Origin of the sequence: Chryseobacterium aquifrigidense (assembly GCF_006716485.1) — a bacterium.
GTDB classification, from domain to species: domain Bacteria; phylum Bacteroidota; class Bacteroidia; order Flavobacteriales; family Weeksellaceae; genus Chryseobacterium; species Chryseobacterium vietnamense.
On sequence record NZ_VFPD01000001.1, the window covers coordinates 847,530 to 870,246 of the forward strand.

Annotated in this window: 24 protein-coding genes and 1 riboswitch; of the genes, 14 read left to right on the forward strand and 10 right to left on the reverse strand. The window is 34.3% G+C overall.

What is annotated here, in order from left to right:
* Positions 1-10 precede the first annotated feature (10 nt).
* Both FB551_RS03740 and FB551_RS03750 read right to left on the reverse strand, forming a co-directional pair.
* Positions 11-2,689, reverse strand: coding sequence for a DUF4365 domain-containing protein (locus FB551_RS03740; RefSeq protein ID WP_142015197.1), 2,679 nt, complete (start codon positions 2,687-2,689; stop codon positions 11-13).
* A gap of 927 nt (positions 2,690-3,616) precedes the next feature.
* Positions 3,617-3,925, reverse strand: a complete 309-nt coding sequence (locus FB551_RS03750) for a putative quinol monooxygenase (protein ID WP_142015200.1) — start codon at positions 3,923-3,925, stop codon at positions 3,617-3,619.
* A gap of 581 nt (positions 3,926-4,506) precedes the next feature.
* Here FB551_RS03750 and FB551_RS03755 point away from each other — a divergent pair.
* A complete protein-coding gene (locus FB551_RS03755; protein ID WP_226798612.1) occupies positions 4,507-5,076 on the forward strand; it encodes a Crp/Fnr family transcriptional regulator in 570 nt (189 codons plus the stop codon).
* A gap of 72 nt (positions 5,077-5,148) precedes the next feature.
* Positions 5,149-5,538: a RidA family protein gene (locus FB551_RS03760; protein WP_142015202.1), complete on the forward strand. Its 390-nt coding sequence runs from the start codon at positions 5,149-5,151 to the stop codon at positions 5,536-5,538.
* A gap of 80 nt (positions 5,539-5,618) precedes the next feature.
* Here FB551_RS03760 and FB551_RS03765 read toward each other — a convergent pair whose 3' ends face one another.
* The 3 genes from FB551_RS03765 to FB551_RS03775 form a co-directional block, all read right to left on the reverse strand.
* Positions 5,619-6,530: a helix-turn-helix domain-containing protein gene (locus FB551_RS03765; protein ID WP_142015205.1), complete on the reverse strand. Its 912-nt coding sequence runs from the start codon at positions 6,528-6,530 to the stop codon at positions 5,619-5,621.
* Positions 6,531-6,603: 73 nt separating this feature from the next.
* Positions 6,604-7,341, reverse strand: coding sequence for an SDR family oxidoreductase (locus FB551_RS03770; protein WP_142015208.1), 738 nt, complete (start codon positions 7,339-7,341; stop codon positions 6,604-6,606).
* Positions 7,342-7,352: 11 nt separating this feature from the next.
* Positions 7,353-8,255 (reverse strand): NmrA family NAD(P)-binding protein, encoded by a 903-nt coding sequence (locus FB551_RS03775; RefSeq protein ID WP_142015210.1) that lies wholly within the window; start codon positions 8,253-8,255, stop codon positions 7,353-7,355.
* A gap of 83 nt (positions 8,256-8,338) precedes the next feature.
* On the opposite strand from FB551_RS03775, the gene FB551_RS03780 reads away from it, so the two are divergent.
* From FB551_RS03780 to FB551_RS03790, 3 genes are all read left to right on the forward strand, one after another.
* Entirely contained in the window at positions 8,339-8,971 is a 633-nt protein-coding gene (locus FB551_RS03780) for a TetR/AcrR family transcriptional regulator (protein ID WP_142015213.1), read from the forward strand.
* Between the two features lie 63 nt (positions 8,972-9,034).
* Entirely contained in the window at positions 9,035-9,664 is a 630-nt protein-coding gene (locus tag FB551_RS03785) for an NAD(P)H-dependent oxidoreductase (RefSeq protein WP_142015216.1), read from the forward strand.
* Between the two features lie 47 nt (positions 9,665-9,711).
* A complete protein-coding gene (locus tag FB551_RS03790; protein ID WP_142015218.1) occupies positions 9,712-10,491 on the forward strand; it encodes an SDR family oxidoreductase in 780 nt (259 codons plus the stop codon).
* A gap of 137 nt (positions 10,492-10,628) precedes the next feature.
* Here the strand turns inward: FB551_RS03790 and FB551_RS03795 are convergent, their stop codons facing one another.
* Positions 10,629-11,372, reverse strand: coding sequence for an SDR family oxidoreductase (locus FB551_RS03795; protein WP_142015221.1), 744 nt, complete (start codon positions 11,370-11,372; stop codon positions 10,629-10,631).
* A 102-nt stretch (positions 11,373-11,474) separates the two neighbouring features.
* Here FB551_RS03795 and FB551_RS03800 point away from each other — a divergent pair, with 102 nt between their 5' ends.
* Positions 11,475-11,834, forward strand: coding sequence for a winged helix-turn-helix transcriptional regulator (locus FB551_RS03800; RefSeq protein WP_142015223.1), 360 nt, complete (start codon positions 11,475-11,477; stop codon positions 11,832-11,834).
* A gap of 473 nt (positions 11,835-12,307) precedes the next feature.
* On the opposite strand, the gene FB551_RS23175 is transcribed toward FB551_RS03800, so the two are convergent.
* Together FB551_RS23175 and FB551_RS23180 are read right to left on the reverse strand one after the other, a co-directional pair.
* Positions 12,308-12,454 (reverse strand): bacteriocin-like protein, encoded by a 147-nt coding sequence (locus tag FB551_RS23175; protein ID WP_165835290.1) that lies wholly within the window; start codon positions 12,452-12,454, stop codon positions 12,308-12,310.
* Between the two features lie 27 nt (positions 12,455-12,481).
* A complete protein-coding gene (locus FB551_RS23180) occupies positions 12,482-12,625 on the reverse strand; it encodes a bacteriocin-like protein (RefSeq protein ID WP_002980068.1) in 144 nt (47 codons plus the stop codon).
* A 274-nt stretch (positions 12,626-12,899) separates the two neighbouring features.
* Between FB551_RS23180 and FB551_RS03805 the strand changes: the two genes are divergently transcribed.
* The 6 genes from FB551_RS03805 to FB551_RS03830 all read left to right on the forward strand — a co-directional run bounded on the left by FB551_RS03805 (position 12,900) and on the right by FB551_RS03830 (position 17,594).
* Positions 12,900-13,760: an alpha/beta fold hydrolase gene (locus FB551_RS03805; protein ID WP_142015226.1), complete on the forward strand. Its 861-nt coding sequence runs from the start codon at positions 12,900-12,902 to the stop codon at positions 13,758-13,760.
* A 7-nt stretch (positions 13,761-13,767) separates the two neighbouring features.
* Positions 13,768-14,136 carry a VOC family protein gene (locus FB551_RS03810; protein ID WP_142018061.1) on the forward strand — a complete coding sequence of 123 codons (369 nt, stop codon included), beginning with the start codon at positions 13,768-13,770 and terminating at the stop codon, positions 14,134-14,136.
* Positions 14,137-14,236: 100 nt separating this feature from the next.
* Positions 14,237-14,779 (forward strand): hypothetical protein, encoded by a 543-nt coding sequence (locus FB551_RS03815; RefSeq protein ID WP_142015228.1) that lies wholly within the window; start codon positions 14,237-14,239, stop codon positions 14,777-14,779.
* Between the two features lie 211 nt (positions 14,780-14,990).
* Positions 14,991-15,731 carry a hypothetical protein gene (locus FB551_RS03820; protein WP_142015230.1) on the forward strand — a complete coding sequence of 247 codons (741 nt, stop codon included), beginning with the start codon at positions 14,991-14,993 and terminating at the stop codon, positions 15,729-15,731.
* A 69-nt stretch (positions 15,732-15,800) separates the two neighbouring features.
* The gene (locus FB551_RS03825; RefSeq protein WP_142015232.1) at positions 15,801-16,823 is read left to right on the forward strand and encodes a sensor histidine kinase; all 1,023 of its coding nucleotides are present in this window, start codon (positions 15,801-15,803) and stop codon (positions 16,821-16,823) included.
* A gap of 3 nt (positions 16,824-16,826) precedes the next feature.
* On the forward strand, positions 16,827-17,594 hold the full coding sequence (locus FB551_RS03830) for a LytR/AlgR family response regulator transcription factor (RefSeq protein ID WP_142015235.1): 768 nt from the start codon (positions 16,827-16,829) through the stop codon (positions 17,592-17,594).
* 23 nt (positions 17,595-17,617) lie between these two features.
* On the opposite strand, the gene FB551_RS03835 is transcribed toward FB551_RS03830, so the two are convergent.
* Entirely contained in the window at positions 17,618-18,079 is a 462-nt protein-coding gene (locus tag FB551_RS03835) for an Lrp/AsnC family transcriptional regulator (protein WP_062670399.1), read from the reverse strand.
* Between the two features lie 195 nt (positions 18,080-18,274).
* Positions 18,275-18,460, forward strand: a riboswitch (cobalamin riboswitch).
* A gap of 175 nt (positions 18,461-18,635) precedes the next feature.
* Here FB551_RS03835 and metE point away from each other — a divergent pair.
* Together metE and FB551_RS03845 are read left to right on the forward strand one after the other, a co-directional pair.
* Entirely contained in the window at positions 18,636-20,939 is a 2,304-nt protein-coding gene (gene metE, locus FB551_RS03840; protein ID WP_142015237.1) for a 5-methyltetrahydropteroyltriglutamate--homocysteine S-methyltransferase, read from the forward strand.
* A 206-nt stretch (positions 20,940-21,145) separates the two neighbouring features.
* Complete coding sequence (locus tag FB551_RS03845; protein ID WP_142015240.1) at positions 21,146-21,856, forward strand: hypothetical protein; 711 nt, start codon at positions 21,146-21,148, stop codon at positions 21,854-21,856.
* A 1-nt stretch (position 21,857) separates the two neighbouring features.
* Here the strand turns inward: FB551_RS03845 and FB551_RS03850 are convergent, their stop codons facing one another.
* Complete coding sequence (locus FB551_RS03850) at positions 21,858-22,655, reverse strand: helix-turn-helix domain-containing protein (RefSeq protein ID WP_047431501.1); 798 nt, start codon at positions 22,653-22,655, stop codon at positions 21,858-21,860.
* Positions 22,656-22,717 lie beyond the last annotated feature (62 nt).

Sequence of the window (22,717 nt, forward strand, 5' to 3'; positions counted from 1 at the left end):
AAATATTTTATTAAATCAAATTCTCAAAGTAAAATTTTGCAATTTCACTATCATAATTTTTTCTTAGATATTTTTTTAGATAGTTAAGTAGCGGTTTGGACTTTTTAAATTCTTTAACGTAATATTTAAGATTGTTTCCTATTAACCAATAAGGATTAAATTTAGAATAATCAAATGTATCTAAATGCAAAAGCCAATTGTAATATTCCTTTTTAGAAGAAATATTATATTCAATATATTTTTCCAATTTTTCCACTGGAAATCCTAGCTTAAAAAAAATATTAATCACTTGATCAAGTGTAAAATTATCAGGAGAACCAAATGGACCTCTATCTTCATTTTTTGATAGATCCGGAATTCCCTCTATGAATTTATTTAAAAGATTGTCATTTAATTGAGGCTTAATTGTATCAAGAATAACAGCTGTATTAAACAATTCAGGATTAAAATTTTCTTCTAATTCTTTGATAACTTTTTGTTTTATTACTGCCTGTAACTCATGGTCTAAGAAACTTAACCCATACCAATATTTAAAATAATTATCCTTCTTAGAAAAATCAATATCCTCAATATTTGAAATACCATTAATATTCTTAATTACATCAATTATTTCTCCTGAGGTTGCTTTTTCAAAGTAGTACTTTGCAATTAACGAAGAGTTGTGTATTCTTAAATTGCTATCAATGCCTAACTTAATAAACTCTAACAGATTGTCTTTAGATATTGAATATTCTTTTTCTGTTACAATTTTCATCAAATCCGCTACAAGTGAAAGCCTTTCAGTTTTATTAATCCGGATGAAATTTAAAACTTTTGAGAATAAGGCATTTAGGTTAACATTATCAATATCAATTTTGGAAAGAATTAAACAAAAGTTTTGAATAGTATTGCTTAGTCGCTGAACAATTCTATAATTATCTTTATTTTTTTCTATACTTTTATTAGATTTTGTTAGGTTATCAATGTATATATTAAATTGTTGAAAAACTAAATCTGTGTTATGTATTGTAATTATTTTGATACTATACTTATTAAATAGAAAAACAGCATCTTTATTTTTGACATAAAAAAGCCACATTTCAATAGTCCTAAAATCAAACTTGTACTGCTCATAATCAGGATTTTTTAATGTGTAAATAATCAAAAATCCTTCTAATATTTTTCTACACAATTGTTCATATTCTTGATACTGGTTCAGTATAATAAAATTAAATTCAAAAAAATTATGAACTCTAACAAAATTGCTTTCCAAATCAAAAAGTTGGTTATCAGAAGTCCAACCGCCTTGTTTATCATTTAATCTCGTTTTTTGTAGCTCAAACAGCAAATTATCTATGTAAACAATATTTCTGTAAACAAATCGAAAGTCTCTTAATGTTTTGTATATGTCCAAGAAGTGTTGAGCGTTGTCAAGAATAAATTTTTCTTCTGACTTATCTTCGATATGTACAAACTTCTTTTTTATTTCATCATCAAAATGAAAACTATTTTCACACAATTGTTTCAGTTCCAATAGATTTAATTTTGCAGTTAGATAGGTGATAGGATTTTTATTTTTATCTTCATTATTGTAAATATCCAAAAGTATATCAATTGACTTTTCCACATCTCCAAACAAGAATGATGCATAACCCTTTCTTAGTTTTTCATATCCTGAATAATTAGGCTTGTTCTGTTTTAAGAGAAATTCTGTTTTTTTAATATCTAATCTTTCAAATGTGCATCTTTCACAATTGCAAGTTCCGGAAATAAAAAGGTTATGAATACAAAATCTGTTTCCTTCTTCTAATCTCCGTCCTCGAAAAAATATATGCTTAATTGCGTTAGCAATAAAGAAACTAATTATTGATTTTAATTTTTCCTTTTGATTTTCAACAAGTATAAGATTATTTGAAATTCCATAAGATTTTTTTCTCCTATCAACATGAATACTTTTAATAAGGTTATACAAATCCTCATTGTCGGTAGATATACTCATATCACCAACATAAGTGCTTTCCCCAAAAGTATAATACAATATCTCACTCAATATATTTTTCGGAATGACTTTTATGCATTCAAATTTTTCAATTATGTAATATAATTTATCTATGATATGCAATCCTTCAGTTTCTTTTCTAAAAACAGAATAGTCTGATTTATGAGACTCAAATAAATTTCCGTGTAATTTTTCTACTTGTTTAATCCTTGCAGTTCTTATTTGTTCAAGAAACTTGTCAAAATTTTCTTCATTCAGAATATTATCTTTCGGGATATATACTTGGAAATTTTTTACATTTTTATTTTTTTGCTCGTTAATCCTATTCGGAACAGTATCGTCATTTTGAATAAAATAGTAATAAACCTTATTTGATACAATATCACAAAGGGTAAATACAAATGGTTCGGATACTTTATAATACCATGAAAAAGGATGTCTTAGACTTTTTAAAGGATAAGAAATAAAATCCGTGTCTTTATTTGGCCTTACAATAGCATTTTTTCCTTTGTTTTGATTAACAAAAGATATTTCATCAATTAATGTTTCTCTATCAACAACTTGATAGTAAAAATCTGTTCCAATTTCTCTTTTACCAGATTCATTATCTACCAATTTATAATTTTTATTTCTAAACAGTTCAGACAAGGTGTCATTTAATAAATTGTTTGCTTGACGCTCAATTTCATCATTATGTAATTTTGGTGGCATGCTATTATTTTAATAATTGATAAATTTAAAGATAATTTATTTTTTAAGTAATTATAACAATTTGCATTATGCCAAATTAACATACTACTAACAATTATATATGTAAGTAATATGTCAATCAGTAAAAATCTTTTAACTTGAGTTTTATAATATTATTTTAATAATTGAGTGATGATAGTTGAGCCAGTTTATTCAAATCTTCAACAAAATTTTTCGAAAAATGTACCGCTGAGTCACTTAAGGAGACAACTAATAAAAAATTGTCTCCTTTTTTCACACATAAATGCTTGTTAATCAAATCTTTATAATGTGACACTTTGTGTTCGATATTTTAAAAGTAAATTGCTTAGTCTGTTTGAAGTAAAGAATCTGAAAGCGTCAAAGGAGGCTTATAATCTACAATCATTAAGAGTTCGAAATCTCCTTAAGGTTAAAGCTTTTTTTCTCTTTTGACTTATTATAATTCTTTGCTACTAAATATAGCTTCTAATATAACTTCAGCTTCCTTCTCATTTATCTGAACACCATTCTTAGCCAAAATAGTCGCTTGTTCAACTGAAACATTCCTTCAATGAAGTTCATTTTTCTTATTATTTTTTCGGTTACTTTTTTTTGAAAATATTTTTGAAAATGCTGGCTTAAGTTCTAAAAAAAGATCTCCACTTTTATAATCAATATTGGGTCCATCAGAATATATCTGAAACTTTTTCGCAGATGAATTGACGTGATTCTATTTGGAAACATATTATGGTTCAAAGCCAAATTTTGAAAAGTTTCCCTCAATGTATGAGTGGGGCAAGAAGCATCGTGAAAAAATTTATCGAAGGCATTTAATTTCTTTATCATATTATTTGAAAATCAGAAAATTTATTTCAACAATAATCTGATATGAAAAGCGTCTCAAAGATATTTTTTGAGACGCTTTTTTTATTTTTTAAATTTTGCAAAAGACTGGTAGACCGATGGTTCACGTTGTATTTCCAAATCCAATAACAACTGTTCCCATTCAAGAACGTAAGGTTGCTTGAGGGTAACATTCATAAAGTGCTCAATGTCTTCATTCCACACTTCATAAACAAAAAATTCTTCGGCTTTTTGAATATTCTGATGAATAGTGGCTTGAACGAAATTTTCCTGTTCGCTCACCGTTTCAAAAAGGTCGGCAAGGGCTTTTTTAAATTGTTCGTAATTGTCAGGTTTTGCAGTAAATTTGATGGCTAATGTAAATTGTTCCATTTTATTAAAGGGTTAAAATTTAATATTATAATATCTTCTTTCTAGAATCATATTATCTTCTTTGCAAATTTACAATTGATTTGTTTAAATTTGTAACAAAGTATCAAAAAGTAACTGTAACATTTGGGTAACAAGGTAACTTATGGAAGATGATAAAATTCTAACCAGCAAGTGTGACGCACACGTAAGAGTCATATCAAATGTAATGTGTGCGTTGAGCGGAAAGTGAAAAATTCCCGTTTTAGCATCCCTCTGCTTTAATGAGACAAGACGATTCACCAATTTATTGAATGATGTAAGTGGAATCTCCTACAAAATGCCGAGTAAAGGCTTAAAAACTGGAAATTAATAAAATTAATTCCAATAGATATTATTAAAGCGCATCCAGTTATTGTTTTTTACGAACTCAAAGCCCACTGTAAAAAACTAATTTAGGCAATGCGAAGTCTTTTGGGCTAGGGAACTGAACATAAGAAAGAAATTATTAAGTAATTTGCAATGTTTTAATGATGTTATATAAGAAACAAGATAGAAATTAAAGGTAACTTCTGAACAAAATCATAATTTTATGAAATAAGAAATTGGATATATTAGCCCATCATATAAAGAAAACTGTAGAAATTTCCGAAAACGATTTGGAAAAAGTGATGTCTTTTTTCGTCAAAGAAACTTTTAGAAAAAAAGATTTTATCATCAGTGAAAATGATAAGGTAAAGCACTTGTATTTTATTGTATCTGGCTTAGTAAAGCTTTCCGTTTTGGATAGTAATGCTAATGAGCATATCATTTCTTTCGCAATGGAAGATTGGTGGGAAAGCGATTATCAGGCCTTTTACACGCAGACAAAAGCAACACAAATTATGCAATGTATCGAGAAAACTGAGGTCTTGAAATTATCTTACAATCATTATCGTCATATACTTAAAGAAATTCCTATTATGAGCAATTTTTTTCTTCATAAGGCAGTAAACGGTCATATCTCCAATCAAAGAAGAATAGTATCTTTAATAGCTTTGAACGCTCGGCAGAAGTATGAGCATTTTCTCAAATACTACCCACTATTATTGCAGAGAATCCCAAAAACTACTTTGGCACTTTATCTTGGAGTTTCAAGGGAAACATTAAGCCGTTTTTTCTCGGAATCCAAATAATTGTGACAAACATCACAGAAAATCCAGTCTTTCATTAACGAACTTTGCTCTCTTGTTAAACAAAAAAATAATATGGAAAAGAGAGTAATCAATCCTTGGGAATGGCAGGATGCGAGGAATTATGTTCAGGCTGTAGAAGTGAAAAATGTGCAGAGTACGCTGTACGTGTCTGGTCAAACAGCAATTGACGACGACGGAGTTTCAAGTGAAGCCGATATGAGGATCCAAATTGAAAAAGCATTGGGAAATCTAGAAAAAGTTATTCTTCAGGCAGATTTTGAAATGCAAAATATTGTCCGTCTCAATGTCTATACAACGGAGCATAGTGAGCTATTTAAAAATTTTGATGTTCTTCAAAATTGGATTTCCAAACATCAAATGCAGCAGGCCACAACTGTGATGGAAGTCAAAACACTTTTTGAAACATTAAAAGTGGAATTTGAAGCGACAGTCGTAAAATAGAAAGTCAGCTTAGTTATTAAAAGGCGATTTAGGATTTAATTTTACACCTGAATCGCCTTTTAATTTTCTTTCTGAATCTGTCAATTAAATGATTGTCTGAATTTGGCCGGAGTCATAGAAGTTTTGGTTTTAAATAGTCTGCTGAATGACTGCGGATATTCAAAACCCAACTGATATGCAATTTCAGCGACTGATAAATCTGTTGTCGACAATATCTCTTTTGCAAGCTCAATGAGTTTATTGTGGATGTGTTGTTGGGTATTCAATCCCGTCAACGAACGGAGCATATCACTTAAATAGTTGGCTGATACATTCAGTTGCTCTGCAATATACTGAACAGAGGGTAAGCCTTTCTGAATAGCCTGTTCATCATTAAAATAGTGATTTAATATATCTTCAAACTGTTGAATGAGACCATTATTCAAAGCTTTTTCCGTAATAAATTGTCTTTTATAAAATCGTTCGCAATAAGTAAGTAAAAGGCCAATTTGTGAAATTAGCACATCGTGACTGAAATTATCAATCCTGCTATCCAGCTCCTCTTTAATGATATTAAATACAGAGAATATTGTTACCTTCTCTTTTTCGGAAAGATGCAATGCTTCGTCTGTAGCATATGTAAAATAATTATATAGCTTTACTTTTTTGGCCAAAGGATAGGACAATAAAAAGTCAGGATGTATCAGCAAAATATAACCTTTGCTTTTATTGTTTTTAGGTTTTTCAAATAGCTGTCCGGGAGCTGTAAAAACCATCCCGCCTTCACCGAAATCATAATGACTCTGTCCATATTTTGCGCTCCCAATAGTATCTTTATACGCTATCTTATAAAATTCCATTACCATAAAGTCGGGCAGAATATCCTCAGGCATCGACATTTCTTCTATGGAAATTAAACTGATTAAAGGATGTTCAGGTTTTGTCAAACCAAATTTATGATGAAACTCGGACAGCGAACTGAACTTATGGAATTTGTTCTTTGTATCTTTCATAATAGCCAATTTTATATTTCAGGCTAGCGTTGAGCTAAATTACACCAGAAATTCTTATAAAAATAATGAATTATTACCAAGGCGTTTCACCTGTTTGGGGATTGTGTTCTTCACTGATAAACTTTCCCGAAGGACCGTCTTTGTCAATCATTGCATATTTGGAAATTCTTACTCCTGCTTCCTGTACAGTACCCGTACCACGGTGATGATTAAAATCTGTAGCCACAAATCCGGGGCAGACTGCATTGACCTTAAAAGCAGTGTCGCGAAGTTCATATGCAAGATTGATGGTGTACATATTCATTGCTGCTTTGGAAGCAGTGTATACAGCCCCTTTGTGCTGGTAATATTTCCAGGTCGGGTCGCATTGCAGTGTAAGTGAGCAACCACTTGATGATACGTTGACAATCCTCGGCTCATCAGATTTGTCTAGCAAATCAGTAAAGGCTTGCGTTACCCGGATAACACCATATAAATTGGTATCCATTACTTTATGGAAATTTTCGGCTGGCGCTTCCAGGGCTGCTTGGGGCAATCCACCATTTATTCCTGCGTTATTGATAAGTACATCCAGTGTATCTGTTCTGCTTCCAATTTCTTTTCTGGCTTGCGTAACGGATAGCTGGTCTGTTACATCCAGCTGAATAGCTTCCACATTAGTGTAACCAGCTTTATTGAGTTGCTGTACTGCTGATTCTCCATTATCTAGATTTCTGCTTCCTATGAAAACATAATATCCATTTTCCAGAAGTTGTCGGGCAGTTTCAAACCCAACTCCCTTATTAGCTCCTGTTATCAATGCTTTTTTCATTTTAAAATTATTTATTGGTTGTATACTTCTGCGAATTCTTTCGCAAAATCATTAAGTTTTATTATGCCTAACTTAGGTTTGTTCAAGTAGAAATCTTGATACAGACTTCCATCAGCCTGTGCTTGCTGCATTGCTATCATACCTTTTACAATCCATTCATTGACACCTGCAGAAAGCATCTGATTACGCAATTCTTCAGCTGGGATTATTCTCCACTGTAAATCTGTATTTCCGATCGCTTTTCCCAAAGCATCTGCAATTTCGTCCGGCGAAACTTCATCACTTGCGACATACTGTACCGTTCTACCGACAAAAGGTTTTTCCATTTCATCTGCAATGGTTGTTGCTATATCTTGAGGAGACACCCAAGGTTCTTTTATGCTGCCGCCATAACTTTGGATAATAGCTCCCTGAGATTTTATAATTGGCATCCATCTGTAGATATTGCTAAAGAAACCTACGGGACGAAGAAATTTTATGGAAAAACTTTCTGGTAATGTCCGCAAAATATTTTCTACATTGTGATGCACGAGAAGGCTTCCTGTACCTTGCTCCGAATGAGCACCAACACTGCTTAGGTGGATAATATTTTTTACTCCGGAATCTTGAATAGCTTGCACATAATTTGCGGCTATTTTTTTAAACTCTTTTAAGAAGTCAATATCCTTATCGAAGATACTTCCAATTCCTTCCCAAGCTTCCATCAAATAAATTGCGTCGGCACCCTGAAAAGTTTCCGTTAAAAACTGAACGTCCTGAATTGTTCCAATAGCAGGCAATGCGCCCAATTTTTCTATTTCAACTTTTCTTTCAGTTTTACTGCTGATGAGTGTCACCTGATGCCCTCTTGCTACTAATAATTTTGTAAGTGGTTTTCCTATATTCCCTAAAGAACCTGTTAATACGATATTCATTGTACTTATATTTATAAGAACAAAATTGCGGCAACCACAGGAAATAGAAATAACAGAATCAGGGAATTGATTAACAAAAACGTGTGAAAAAAAGTTTTTTAAAACAATCATTTCAAAATAAATATTATCTTTGCATAGTTATGGCAAGAAATGTAGAGTTCAACGAAGAGCAGGCAATTGATAAAGCTATGGAAGTATTCTGGAAGAATGGTTACACAGCTACCTCGATGCGTGACTTGACTGATGCTATGAAAATTAACAGTAGCAGTTTATATAACACCATTGGAGATAAACATACTTTATTTATTAAATGTTTGGAGCAATATACCGCTCAACGTCAACAAAGGTTTCTGGAGTTAGTACAAGGAGACTCGTCACCATTGGAACGATTAAAATATTTAATTAACGTAGTGGCCGAAAGCATTGATCAGACTCCTGCTGCCTGTATGGCGATAAAAGCTTCTTTCGAGCTGGCGGAACAGGATACTGCGGTACATTCTATTCTAAAGAAAGATTTAAACTTTTCTTTTGAACAAGTTAAAATGCTCTTGGAACAAGCTTGTATCGTTGGTGAAGTGGATGCTGATATGGATATAGATGCTACTGCTCATTACGTTGTAAATAGTTTTACTGGCTGGTACGAGATGTATGTACTTTATAAAAATAAAGATCTTATCAGAAATATGAGTAGTTTCTTAATAAAAACCTTACTCTAAATTTTTTTTTTCATTAAATCTGAAACAATCATTTTAAAATAAACATTTGTTAAATTTTTGAATATGAAATCATTAGAACATTTAAGCTGGCGGTACACTGTAAAGAAGTTCAGCAACCAAAAGGTAGATCAAGAAAACGTCGAAAAAATTGTTGAGGCAATCAATCTTTCCGCATCCTCGGGCGGACTTCAACCCTATAGAGTAATTGTAGTTGAAAACAAAGAAGTGCAAAAACGCTTAAGAGCAGACTCTTTCAATGCGCAAATAGAAGAAGCTTCTCACTTATTAGTTTTTGCATCTTATAAGAAAATGACAAAGGAATATATTACAGAATTCATGGAGTTAAATTCCAAAGTAAGAAATATGCCAATGTCTGAATTAGAAGATTATAAATCAGCGCTAGAGTTCTATCATTTGAATAAGACTGAAGAAGAAAGTGCGATATGGGCGGCCAAACAAGCATATATAGGTCTGGGAACTGCATTGATTGCGGCAGCTGAACTACAGATTGATACAACACCGATGGAAGGTTTCGATCCCGAAATTGCAAACAAAGTATTGGGTCTGAAAGAAAAAGGTTTGCAGAGTGTTCTCATATTAGCATTAGGATATAGAGACCTAGAAAACGACTGGAACATTGAACTCAAAAAAGTACGTTTGCCAATCAACGAATTTTCCACCATTATCAAGTAAATTTTTTTCATTTAATCTGAAACAAACATTTTAAAATATTATTAATTATGTCAAATCAAACATTATTAGGAAAGGTTGCTCTCGTCACTGGCGGAACCAAAGGAATAGGGAAATCTATTGCCAATCAACTTTCAGAGCAAGGTGCCACTGTTATCGTCACGGCTAGAAATGCACCAGCAACGGCAATTCCACAAGAGTTTATAGCAAGCGATATTACGAACCCTGATTCTGTAAAAGTTTTAGCAGAAAAGATTTTAGGTAAATATGGTAAAGTTGATATCCTCATCAATAACGCCGGTGGATTGACTGGGCCCGGCGGCGGTTATCAAACTCCAACAGATGAACAATGGATGAACGAATTTAATTTTAATGTACTTTCATCTGTTCGTATAGACCGTGCATTTATTCCAAGTATGGTCGAACAGAGAAGCGGTGTTGTAATTCACATCACTACAGTTTCTGCTTATAAACCTTTTTACAGTTTTAATTTGACCTATGCTACTGTAAAATCGGCATTAAATACTTACAGCAAAAGCTTAGCAAATGAACTGGGCCCAAGTGGCGTACGTGTCAATTTGGTTTCTCCAGGAATAATCAGTACGGAGATGACGGAAGCCTTTATCGAAAGTAGAGCGAAGGAAAATAATATGTCGTTGGATCAGGCAACACAAGACTTTATTAACGCGGCCGGAGGTATTCCGTGTGGTAGGATGGCTACAACTGACGAAGTCGCCAATGTAGTTTCTTTTTTAGTTTCTGACGCTGCTAGCTATGTTACAGGATCTAACTATTACGTAGATGGCGGTATATTTCCAATAGTTCATTAATAAAAACGTATTGACAGGTTGATTGATTGATACGTCCAATAAATTTTTGTACTGTTATTTTCTCTAAGATCGACAGATAAAAAACGGGAGAAGTGGCATTTGCCGCTTCTCCCGTTTAATGCTTTAAAATCTGAAGATTATTTTAAAAGGTAATTGAGGTAACCACCATCGGCAACAATCTCCGTACCAGTGATGAAGCTCGCAGAGTCAGATGCCAGAAACATCACGGTTTGCGCAATCTCTTCCGGGCGGCCCAATCGCTGCAATGCTGTAACACTTGCAAAATAGTCTTTGATTTCCGGAGTGATAACACTATTCAATCCAGGCGTTTCCGTTGAACCAGGACTCACAATATTAACACGTATCTTTCTGCTTGCTAATTCGTTTGCAGCAACGTGTGCAATTTTATTGATTGCACCTTTTGTAGCTGAATATACAATTGCGCCAGCGTTTGCAGCCGTAGCTACTGTAGAGGATGTGAAAATAACTGATGCTCCGTCAGCTAAATGAGGAATTAGTTTTTGTAGGGTAAAGAAATTTCCCTTGACATTAGTATTAAACTGTGCATCAAAATTCTCTTCGGTAACTTCTGCTATCGGCTCAAATTTTCCAATCCCGGCATTTAAAAATAGCACATCCAGTTTATTTCCTGTTTCAGCAATTGTTTTTTCCAAGATTGCAATCTCGCTGATTTTTGACGTGTCCGAAATCACTGTTTTCAAATTAGGATTATTAATCTCTGTAGCAGCTTTTTCTAAATTGCTTGCACTTCGACCTGTAATCCATACTTGTGCTCCTGCATTAATAAAAGCTTTTGCTGTTGCTAATCCTATTCCGGTAGTTCCCCCGGTTATTACAACATTTTTATTTTCAAAATTCATAGTAAAAAAATTTATTTATGCTGCAAATTTACGAGGAAGTAATTAATTTCAGTAACTTTGTAACGTAAAGTAACAGTAACATTTGAGTAACCAGATAACATCATGATTGGAACAAACGCAGTAGCAGAGCACAAAAGAGAAATTATGGCAGTACACGACGCGATGGATGTACTGAATGGTAAATGGAAAATATCTATTTTATCTTCTATTTGCTATTATAACAAAAGAAGATTTTCTGATATCTTAAATGATGTAAAAGGGATTTCTAATAGAATGCTAAGCAAAGAATTGAAGGAATTAGAAATCAACAAACTTGTTACACGGACTGTTTTGGATACTCAGCCAGTTACAGTTCAATATGAACTTACAAAATATGGTCTATCCTTGAAAACCATTATAAATAATCTAGCAGATTGGGGAATAGAGCATCGTAAAATAATAACTGGTAAGCAGGGAGAGTAATAATCATCTGTTTTTTGAGATTTTTTATTTAAATTTATATAACCACCATTTGATGGTAGCATTATTTTTTATTTCAGTTGTTTCAAATAATAAATGAATTAGTTTTATAAGATTGTAAGCTCAACAAGTTTATTCAAATCTTCTAAGAAAGTGTTCGAAAAATGTACCTCTGGGGTCCCTTAAAGGATTTTGTAAATATTGTAAAAAGTTTTATTTTTGTAAAAGATTAAGTTACTAAAAAGTTAAGTTTGATAATAACTGAAACTGTGGCAGAAACATGGCAGTAGTTATTTTGAAAAATGAAAATATTAGGCAGAGTGCGGATTATAGAATTTAGGTTCGAATCCCTCACTCTCCGCAAAAAAACCTTAAATCAATTGATTTAAGGTTTTTTATTTTTACATCATGTGACTTAATAATAAAAGCCCTGCAATTCACAAAATTGCAGGGTTTATTTTGAGCATAAAGTCTTTTTAACTTAAAATCTCACATGGTGCTATACAGATTACCCACGGGCATCTTTTAATTCCCGGAGGTGGACAGCATGCTTCAGAGCAGCTTACCGCTCCGCCATTAATGCTCTTCAATTGGTCTCTTGAAATTTTTTTAGAATTTTTCATAGTCAAGTAATTGCGTTAAACTTAAGATTAAGGCTGGTTTCCACCACCACATCCGTCGTAAGGCATACATTGCCACTTACCACCGATTAAACATAGCTGACCACCTCTGCAGTCAATGCCTCCCTTAATTGTTTTCAATTCCTGTCTTTCGATTTTCTTTAAATTTTTCATAATAATTTTTACGTTTAGTTCAATTCGAAATTAATAAAATTTTATCAACTATTGTAGAATTATTGTAAAAATATTTATTTTTTAATTATTTACTTGTAGGATGTTTTGTAATTATTTCATGGAATTAAGTAAAATTGTTTTACAGAAAAAGCCTTGAAATCTGTACTTAAAGAGTTGATTTCATTTTAATAAAATCTTGCCCTGTGACAAGTCCGTTTTCAGATTGACTTGGTAATTTTGATTAAAAGTTTAATTCACCAAACCTGATAATATTATGAAAAGTTTATTCAAATTCTCTGCATTATTGGTCTTAGCTGTTTTTCTTACAGCATCGAAGGCATATGGACAAAAAATAAAACCTTCTGAAAGTGGTTATGCCCCCGTAAATGGGATCAAAGTTTACTACGAAGTTTATGGTAAAGGAAAACCTATTGTACTGTTACATGGTGCCTTCATGACGATTGATATGAATTGGGGTGAGTTGATCCCGGAATTATCCAAAAACAGGAAAGTAATAGCACTTGAACTACAGGGGCATGGGCATACTCCGTTTTCGGAAAGAAAATTATCACACGCTACTTTGGCCAGTGATGTTACAAAGGTAATGGACTATCTGAAAATTGATAAAGCAGATGTTGCAGGCTACAGTTTTGGAGGAGAAGTGGCTTATCAGCTGGCTATACAAAGTCCGGAAAGAGTGAACAGACTGGTTATTATTTCTTCAACTTATAAGAGCAAAGGCTGGCTGCCTGAAGTCAATAAAGCCATTGAAGGAATGAAACCCGAATTCTTTACAAACAGCCCTATGCATACTGCCTACGACGCCGTTGCACCGGATAAAACAAAATGGACACCATTTCTGGAACACATGATGGCTTCTGCCCGAAAGCCTTTTGACCTTGGTGAAGACAATATCTCTAAAATTCCGGTACCTGTCTTAATCATTGCCGGAGATAATGACGGATTGGATAAAACAGAGCTTTCAAAAACCTATAAATTATTGGGAGGTGACGTTTTTGCCGATATGGGCGAATTACCAAAATCCCAGCTGGCTATTGCTCCTGGGCAAACCCATATAAGTCTGATGATGCAGACGGCAATGATTCTGAACTATCTGAATAACTTTTTAAAATAGCTTGATGATGAATACAAAATTTGAAGCAGGAATAAATATTGCCATAAAAATTCCAAAAAGTACATACGAAAAAACGGTTTCTTTTTATAGGGATATTTTAAAATTGGAAGTTGAGGAAAAACCAATTAATAACCCTACGGTTTCAAGAACTCACGAGGTAAAGTTCGGAAATAATATTATTTGGCTGGACTGTGTCGACAACTATACTCATTCCGAAACCTGGTTACAGCTTACTGTCCCCGATGTAGAAATTGCTACCCAATATTTGCAGTCAAACGGTGTGGAAACCTGTGATGAGATTGAAGAGCTACCTGAAAATATGCACTGGATTACTGATCCTGCTGGTACAGTGTTCAATTTGCAGCAAAAGAAGTAAAAGTAAGATGTGGTGAGTAGGCTCTTTATGAAATTATAGTGAGCGAATTGTATAATTTTAATACCTTAGCTATTAAATCATTAAAATTTTAAATTATTCCATGAAGACGAAAACATTCAATTTTATTGCAGCCCTCTTTTTTCTTGTATTAAATGTGACGGCTTTTTCACAAAAAACAGCCGCTTTAAATTCTTTACTAGACAAAAACTCAGAATTTGTATTCCCACAAACCCCTGATAAAATCTCAAAAGCACTGAATGTAAAGACCGTTTTTTATGAAGATGCCAATGGAGAAAAATATGCAAAATGGCCAATGAAAACAGGACTGGAACTTTATTGCGGTCTTGAAAAAGATAATACTGTTAATGAAATTTTTTTCGCAACTGCAGATAATAAATCTTTAGTGGTGGAAGGACTTCCTTTCGGCCTTGTTCTGAATAAAAGTACATTACAGGATAGCAAAAATAAGTTCAGTAAATACCATGCTAAAACACAAAAGTTAGGAGCTGACAGTGAGTTTCCAGGTGGGTCAAAACTGGTTTTTAAAAAAGGAAAACATTATGCAACACTGTTTTTCGACAGCAAAAACCTTTTAAAGTTATTAGGTTTAACAACGGCACTTATTGATCCGGCCGCCAATTAATTGATAAAAATTACCGTCATATCACATCTGTCATTTCTTGATGGATGTTTTTATTTACCGGATAAAGTAAGAAAAGAGACCTGGTAAATAATGCTCAATGGCAAAAATCCTTCATTGATGTCTTTATTTCCTTAGTTCATTGTTTTCTGATTGAATAGCAGATGGGGTTATCATAGCTTTGACCTGTCAAAACAATTAACTCAATAATATTATGAACAGGGAACTCATTTTTTTAAGAACATTTGCCTTTACAGCAGTTATTGGAATTATATTTTTAACAGCTTCAGCCTTTAAAACAACCGGAAATCAGAGATTTACAGAAATAGATGTGGAAAGAATTAATATCGTTGAAAAAGACGGGACTGTAAAAATGATCATTACCAATGTCGGGAAATTTCCTACGGGAGAAGAAAAAGTAAACGGTAGCCCCACCAATAAAACGAGAAAGAAACGTTCCGGTATGCTTTTTTTCAATGAAGAAGGAATAGAATGCGGCGGTTTTATTTATGACGGACAGAAAAATCAGAACGGCCATAGCTCAGGCTTATCTCTGACGTATGATCAGTATGACGGAGATCAGGTGATGCAGCTTTTAACGCAGGATTATAAGAAAGGAGATAAAAGAGTAGTGTCCAGCGGGCTTTACTTTAATGACCGTCCTTCCAAAGAATCACAAATCAAAACAGGAGAAATCTTTGCGGAACTGAATCAGATAAAAGATCCTGTAACGGCACAGAAAAAATATAAAGAATATGAACAGCAGGGCCTCATTGGAGGAGCACCAAGAATGATGCTTGGAAAAACCAAAGATGAATATAACGGACTGTTTTTATTCGACAGTAAAGGAAAGCCAAGAGCCAGATTCTGTGTAGATAAAAATAATGAAGCAAAACTGGACTTTTTAGATGATAACGGAACTGTTACCGCATCATTTCCTGATAATAAAAAATAATACTGCAAAAAACAGCCCTGTAAAAATATAGGGCTATTTTTGTAAAAAACTGATCCTTCATAAAAGCTGATGAATAACATTTTAAAACAGATTAATCAAAACAGATATTTTCTGCTGTTTATCCTCTTGTTTGCCTATGTACAGTCTATTCATACGCGAATAGGTATCAGAAGAACGCTGGATTGGTATATTTTTACACCTGAAGCAGCGGTTGTTACCCTCATCAGTGCGTGCATCCTGTTTTTTGTTATCGATTTTTTTATTAAAAACTGGCAGAGATCATCAACGTTCAGCGTATCAGAAGTTCTAAAAATATTCAGTGTTTCATTGCTGACCTACCTTTTGGTAATGAAAATAATAGGTTTTATAATTGCTTTTATTTTTGGAAAAGTTGAGAAAAATTTTAATCAGGAAGTTGTTATTCTTTCTACTTTTTCAGATTTGATAGGAGGTTTTATTTATGGAAGTTTTTTTCTGGCCTACCGTTATTACAAAAGAAATACAGAATATCAGAAGCAATTGGCTCTGTATGATCATGCGTTGTCTGAAAGTAAAATTAATCAGTTGAAAACACAGCTTAATCCTCATTTTTTATTCAATAATCTCAATGTCCTTGATCAGTTGATAGAAGAAGACAAACACAAGGCTTCAGATTTCCTGAATGAATTTGCCGAAATATACCGTTATGTTTTGGATGTTTCTGATAAAAAAATAGTGTCTGTGGAAGAAGAACTGGCCTTTGCAGAGAAATATTTTAAGCTGATACAATACAAATATGGAAATGCTTATTCATTAAAAATAAATCCTGTCAAATCACCCGGTCGTATCATTCCCCTTTCATTACAGCTGCTGCTTGAAAATGCAGTTCAGCATAACCTCGGTACTATTGATAAACCTGTCCTGATCACAATAAAAATAGATAAGGCAATAACCGTTTCGAATAATGTAATCCCTAAACGAAACCGAAAAAAGACTTCAGGAAGGGCGCTGAACAACCTTAAAGAGCAATATAACCTGTTAACGGATCAGCAGGTAGAAATTATAAAAACAGAAACTGAGTTTTCAGTTATTATTCCCGTAATTCCCACATAAAATATGATAAAAGTTGTCATCATTGAAGACGAAATTCCTGCAAGAAGCAAATTAAAGCGTTTCATCAGTGAACTGGAAAATCCTGTTGAAATTGTTGCGGAAACAGGCACTGTAGAAGAAGCCGTTACTTTTTTAAAAAGCTCAGCAGTTGATCTGATCTTTTCCGATATTGAATTACTGGATGGAAATGCCTTTGAAATCTATGATCAGGTGAATATTTCATGTCCGGTTATTTTTACCACAGCATATGATCAATTCTGGATGAATGCTTTTGAAAGCAATGGAATTGAATATCTTTTAAAACCATTTTCACAGAGTCGTTTCCAAAAAGCATGGGACAAATTTCTTTTATTGAGAAAAGCACCTTCAGAATCTCAGCAGGTTTTGGAAAAACTTCAACAAATGATCAGTAACGGACTTGCAGAGAAAAGTTATAAGAAAAGATTCACCGTCGGCTCACATCAGGGGCTCTATTTTATCAATACGGAAGAGATCTCTTTCTTTGGGGCAGAAGAAGGAGTTGTCTTTGCTTTTGATACAGCAGGAAAAAAACACCTGTTAAATGAATCTACTTTAAAAGAAATTGAAACCCAACTCAATTCTTCAGATTTTTTCAGGATCAACCGGAGTGAGCTTGTTCAGAAAAATCATATTGAAAGGATAGAACGTTACAATAAAAATACACTTTCCGTTCAGATAAAAGGGCAGAAAGATCATCTTGTCACAAGCCAGAGCAATACAGCTGCTTTCAGAAAATGGATTGAAGAATAAACAGGTTCTCCGGTTTTATTCCTTTAAATGGTAAGCCCATGGTTATTTTTTACCTCAGCCATCACAAAAGTACTGTGGGTACTCCCGATAGAATCTACTGATCCCAGCTTATTGAATACAAAATCCTGGTAATGTTTCATATCCCGTACCTGAACTTTCAAAAGGAAATCAAAATCCCCGGAAATATTGTAACATTCGGCAACTTCTTCAATTTCTAAAATCTCCTTTACAAAATCATAACCCACCGATCTGTCGTGAATTTTGAGCTTGATCTGGCAGAAAACCGTAAATCCGCGATTCAGTTTTTCAGCATCAAGAACAGCTGCATACCTTTTAACAAAACCTTCCTGTTCAAGCCTTTTTACCCTTTCAAAAACCGGTGAGGTAGAAAGGTTTACTTCTTTCGCAAGTTCCTTAACAGTGAGTTTAGCATTTTTCTGGAGCAGCCTTAGCAGCTGTAAATCCTTATCATCGAGTTGTTCCACAGAATATTATTCTTTTAAATGATTAAAACGATCAAATGTACAGAATTATATGCTTTTATTGGTGTTTTATAAAGTTTAATTTGCTTAATTTTTAAACATTGATTGTATTTTTATTCTGTATTGTTAATTTTACACAAAATTAAAAACTTTTACTGATGACAATAGTTAAAGGTAAAAGTATAGTTCTTTACAGATACTTCATCAGACAGGAAAGGTTTTACTTAAGGTAGATTAATAGGGAATCGTGTGCAAATCACGAGCTGTCGCGCAACTGTAAGTAACACACCAAAGGTTTCTGTCCTTGCAGATCCACTGCCAGAAGCGGGAAGGATGACGGAAACTGTTACAAGTCAGGAGACCTGCCTTTACTGAATTGACAATGCTTTCGCGGGCTGAAGCTTTGGGTCATACAGATGATATATCAGATTTTTGTGTTTTCTCCTGAAAGGAAATGCACTGTCTGCTATATCACTACTTTCCTGAAACTTCTTCCGTAAAACATAACGAAGCCTTTTAAAGGACTTTCCCAATAAGTTTAATTAAAAAGTTTAAAAAAATGCAAACTCACATTCTTGGCTATCCGCGTATTGGTAGCAAAAGAGAACTCAAAAAAGCCTGCGAAAAGTATTGGTCAGGTAAAATCCTTTTGGAAGAACTTCTGAATACCGGAAGAACGCTCTGCAACCAAAACTGGACTATTCAGAAAGAAGCAGGGATAGATCTTATCCCATGTAATGATTTTTCATACTATGATCAGGTATTGGATATGAGCCTTGTCGTAGGAGCCATTCCAACACGTTACCATGAAGTGGTACTGAAAAAGAACAATACGGAGATGGACCTTTATTTTGCGATGGCAAGAGGATATCAGAAAGACGGACTGGACATTACCGCCATGGAAATGACCAAATGGTTCGATACCAACTATCATTATATCGTTCCGGAATTTTATAAAAATCAACAGTTTAAACTGAGTTCAGATAAAATTTTCAATGAATTTGCCGGAGCAAAACAGGCTGGAATCAATGCGAAACCGGTTATTATCGGGCTGGTCTCTTATCTGTTATTAGGAAAAGAAAAAGAAGAAGGATTTGATAAGCTGGATCTGGCTGGGAACCTTCTTCCAGTCTATACAGAGATTTTAACCAAACTTCAGGACCAGGGTGCGGAATGGATTCAGTTTGATGAACCTTTTCTGGCATTGGATTTAAATGAGAAAGCCAAAGAAACCTACCTTTCTGTGTATGCGGAAATAAGAAAACGTTTCCCAAAACTGAAATTTATTGTGGCAACGTATTTTGACGGATTAAAAGATAACACATCACTTGCCGTTTCCCTTCCTGTAAATACATTGCATGTTGATCTGGTGAGAAATCCTGAACAGCTGGATGAAATTCTGAATGGTATTCCGGAAAATTTAAGCCTTTCATTAGGTGTAATTGATGGTAGGAATATCTGGAAAAATGATTATGAAAAATCATTGTCTTTCATCAGAAAAGCAGTTGAAAAATTAGGATCTGAAAGGATTCTGATTGCACCATCATGTTCATTGCTTCATTCACCTTGTGACCTTGATTTTGAAACCAATCTCAATCCGGAAATTAAAAACTGGCTGGCTTTTGCTAAACAAAAAGTAAAAGAAGTCGTAACGCTTAAAGAACTTGCTTCCGGAACAGAAAATGAACAGATTCTTAAAGCATTCGAAGAAAATAAAAAAGCAATTGAGAGCAGAAAAACTTCTCCTCTTATTCATAATCACCAGGTAAAGCAAAGAGCAAATGCTGTCACTGAAAAGGATGCCCAAAGAATAAATAAATTCAAGATCCGTAAAGAAGAACAGCAGGAAGTATTGCAGCTTCCATTATTCCCAACCACCACAATCGGGTCATTCCCACAAACCACAGAGGTCAGAAGCTGGAGAGCCAAATTCAAAAAAGGAGAACTTACAGCAGAACAGTATGATGCCTTGCTGAAAGAGGAAACGCAGAGAACAATCCGCTGGCAGGAAGACATTGGAATTGATGTATTGGTTCACGGTGAATTTGAGCGTAATGACATGGTAGAATACTTTGGAGAACAACTGGAAGGATTTGTATTCACCAAAAACGGATGGGTACAGAGCTATGGAAGCCGCTGTGTGAAACCTCCTGTGATTTTCGGTGATGTTTCCCGCCCAACTCCAATGACGGTTTACTGGTCTCAATATGCCCAATCCCAGACTGAAAAATGGGTAAAAGGAATGTTGACAGGTCCGGTTACGATTTTACAGTGGTCTTTTGTACGTGATGATCAGCCTCGCTCAGAAACGTGTAAGCAGATTGCGTTGGCAATCCGTGATGAAGTGGTGGATCTGGAAAAAGCAGGAATCAGAATTATTCAGATTGATGAACCTGCGATCAGAGAAGGACTTCCGTTAAGAAAAACAGACTGGCAGAACTATCTGAAATGGGCCGTAGAAGCTTTCAGAATTTCAGCAAGCGGAGTGGAAGATGCTACCCAAATTCATACTCATATGTGTTATTCGGAGTTCAATGATATTATCGAAAACATTGCTGATATGGATGCTGACGTAATCACGATCGAATGCTCCCGCTCTCAAATGGAACTGCTGAATGCTTTTGCAGACTTCAGATATCCGAATGAAATTGGCCCCGGAGTATATGACATCCATTCACCAAGAGTACCATCGAAAGAAGAAATGATTGAACTGCTGAGAAAGGCTCAGAATGTCATTCCTGCCAATCAGCTTTGGGTAAACCCGGATTGCGGACTGAAGACAAGACACTGGGAAGAAACTGAAAAAGCTTTAATCGCAATGGTTGCAGCAGCTAAAGAAGCTTCAGTAGAATATGCACTTTAGAAAACTTTTAAAATAATTAGATTTAATAATTCAGATCGTGTTATGATTTTCATGGCACGATCTGTTATTTTCAAAGGATTAAAACATAAAAAAATAATATTCTATTCATTTTTATATTCTATTTTTGCTGCTCGGCAAATTTTGACATGTTATCTTTTAAATACATGTTAAAAGCTGATCAAACTAATAAACTATACATTCAAACCATGAAAGAAGCATTTCCTGAAATGAGATCGGAAACCTATAACCCTCAATACATCGCCGGATTGAGGTGGAGTATGGTGGTTCTTTTTGCTGCCATTGCTGTTGTTTTACTGAAGTTTTTTATCGATGCCCTTTCAGATCCTGCTACGGATACAGCTTCTGATATGATCTTCTTTTTGCTGTTTCTTATTGCTGGTTCGCTGTCAGGTTGGCTGGTGTATGAAATGATGAAGAATCAGGACGAAAAAATCAGTGGTCTCCTTATCAATCATCAGGGAATTCTGTTTCTCAACAGGAATGATAAAGTGCTGTCAGCAATCAAATACTATGATTTGGTAAAAAGTGACAATCCTTATACAAAAGATATATTTTCAGAATCCCGAGCTTCCGGAAAGTACAGCGATTTCAGAAAGAATCTGTATGTTCATGAAAAAGATGAAAACAGAAACCCTCAGAAGAAAATGGTCAGTCTGGATGTGATTCCGCTTAAAAACCGATATGATCTTATCGGGCATTTTCTGAAAGGGGTGCACGTGTTTCGTCCGGATCTGAAAATCAATCCTGAAGTATACAAAGACTTTTATCTTGATGAAAAAACAATGCGTTATGCTCCGGAAAATCTAAAGAATGATATGAAATTGAAAATCATTACAATAGCAGTCGTTATTCTGGTGATTCTTGCTTTTAGATACTTCTTTTTAGAGGAGATCTAAGCTATTTTGCCTGTAAAGCACTTGGCGGGTAGCCAAACTGTTTTTTAAATGCAAATGAAAAATGGGATAGATTTTCAAATCCAAGATCCAGATAAATATCAGAAACAGATTTTCCTTTTTGGGTAAGCAGAAAATGGGCCTCCTTTAATCTGCGAAGCTGAAGCCACTGTCTTGGCGGAACTCCGAATATTTTTTGAAAGTCTCTTTTGAATGCAGACAGGCTTCTCCCCGTTAAGTAAGCAAAACGCTCTACATTGACATTGAAATGAAAGTTTTTATTCATAAAAGTCTCAATATCTATCTTATAAGGTTCAGAAAAATCAAATAAAATATCCTTAAGACCCGGATCATAATTCAACAGCAGGAGGAGAGCTTCTTTTTGCTTAAGCCGAAGGATTTCTTCGGAAGCAGGAAGATCTTCATAGGGTAATAATGAGTACATAAAAGAATGTAATGCCTTCTGCTCCGGTTTTATATAGGCAGGAACATTGTCTTTCTTTTCCGCCTGATAGCCATACTCGCGGCTGAAATCATGAAGCATGGCATCATCAAAGTAGATGGATATGGTTCTGATTTCTCCGTTTTTAGGAGGATATTTTGCGAATTTCAATAAACTGTTTTTTCTTGCTGAATACAGTTCTCCTTCCTTAAATATCGTTTTTGTGATCCCGTCATTCAGTTCCATTTCCCCGGAAAGCACAAGACCGAGGCTGTGAATTCGCGCAAACTGTTCTCCTTCCCTGAATTCTGAAAAATGACAGGAATAATTGATGGGAAAAGGAATATTATTTTCGTTCATAGCTCAGGCAGGTATTTCTTGATCAATTCTTATTCAAACTTACAAAACTTTTTTAGGATCAT

Bases quoted from the DNA above. Each gene is read 5' to 3' on its own strand.
- FB551_RS03845 (WP_142015240.1), top strand. From the start codon at position 21,146: ATGAAAGAAGCATTTCCTGAAATGAGATCGGAAACCTATAACCCTCAA.
- FB551_RS03810 (WP_142018061.1), top strand. From the start codon at position 13,768: ATGAATACAAAATTTGAAGCAGGAATAAATATTGCCATAAAAATTCCA.
- FB551_RS03765 (WP_142015205.1), bottom strand. From the start codon at position 6,530: ATGAAAGATACAAAGAACAAATTCCATAAGTTCAGTTCGCTGTCCGAG.
- FB551_RS03790 (WP_142015218.1), top strand. From the start codon at position 9,712: ATGTCAAATCAAACATTATTAGGAAAGGTTGCTCTCGTCACTGGCGGA.
- FB551_RS03785 (WP_142015216.1), top strand. From the start codon at position 9,035: ATGAAATCATTAGAACATTTAAGCTGGCGGTACACTGTAAAGAAGTTC.
- FB551_RS03850 (WP_047431501.1), bottom strand. From the start codon at position 22,655: ATGAACGAAAATAATATTCCTTTTCCCATCAATTATTCCTGTCATTTT.
- FB551_RS03800 (WP_142015223.1), top strand. From the start codon at position 11,475: ATGATTGGAACAAACGCAGTAGCAGAGCACAAAAGAGAAATTATGGCA.
- FB551_RS23175 (WP_165835290.1), bottom strand. From the start codon at position 12,454: ATGAAAAATTCTAAAAAAATTTCAAGAGACCAATTGAAGAGCATTAAT.
- FB551_RS03825 (WP_142015232.1), top strand. From the start codon at position 15,801: ATGAATAACATTTTAAAACAGATTAATCAAAACAGATATTTTCTGCTG.
- FB551_RS03770 (WP_142015208.1), bottom strand. From the start codon at position 7,341: ATGAAAAAAGCATTGATAACAGGAGCTAATAAGGGAGTTGGGTTTGAA.
- FB551_RS03750 (WP_142015200.1), bottom strand. From the start codon at position 3,925: ATGGAACAATTTACATTAGCCATCAAATTTACTGCAAAACCTGACAAT.
- FB551_RS03830 (WP_142015235.1), top strand. From the start codon at position 16,827: ATGATAAAAGTTGTCATCATTGAAGACGAAATTCCTGCAAGAAGCAAA.
- FB551_RS03760 (WP_142015202.1), top strand. From the start codon at position 5,149: ATGGAAAAGAGAGTAATCAATCCTTGGGAATGGCAGGATGCGAGGAAT.
- FB551_RS03820 (WP_142015230.1), top strand. From the start codon at position 14,991: ATGAACAGGGAACTCATTTTTTTAAGAACATTTGCCTTTACAGCAGTT.
- FB551_RS03805 (WP_142015226.1), top strand. From the start codon at position 12,900: ATGAAAAGTTTATTCAAATTCTCTGCATTATTGGTCTTAGCTGTTTTT.
- FB551_RS03775 (WP_142015210.1), bottom strand. From the start codon at position 8,255: ATGAATATCGTATTAACAGGTTCTTTAGGGAATATAGGAAAACCACTT.
- FB551_RS03815 (WP_142015228.1), top strand. From the start codon at position 14,237: ATGAAGACGAAAACATTCAATTTTATTGCAGCCCTCTTTTTTCTTGTA.
- FB551_RS03795 (WP_142015221.1), bottom strand. From the start codon at position 11,372: ATGAATTTTGAAAATAAAAATGTTGTAATAACCGGGGGAACTACCGGA.
- FB551_RS23180 (WP_002980068.1), bottom strand. From the start codon at position 12,625: ATGAAAAATTTAAAGAAAATCGAAAGACAGGAATTGAAAACAATTAAG.
- metE (WP_142015237.1), top strand. From the start codon at position 18,636: ATGCAAACTCACATTCTTGGCTATCCGCGTATTGGTAGCAAAAGAGAA.
- FB551_RS03740 (WP_142015197.1), bottom strand. From the start codon at position 2,689: ATGCCACCAAAATTACATAATGATGAAATTGAGCGTCAAGCAAACAAT.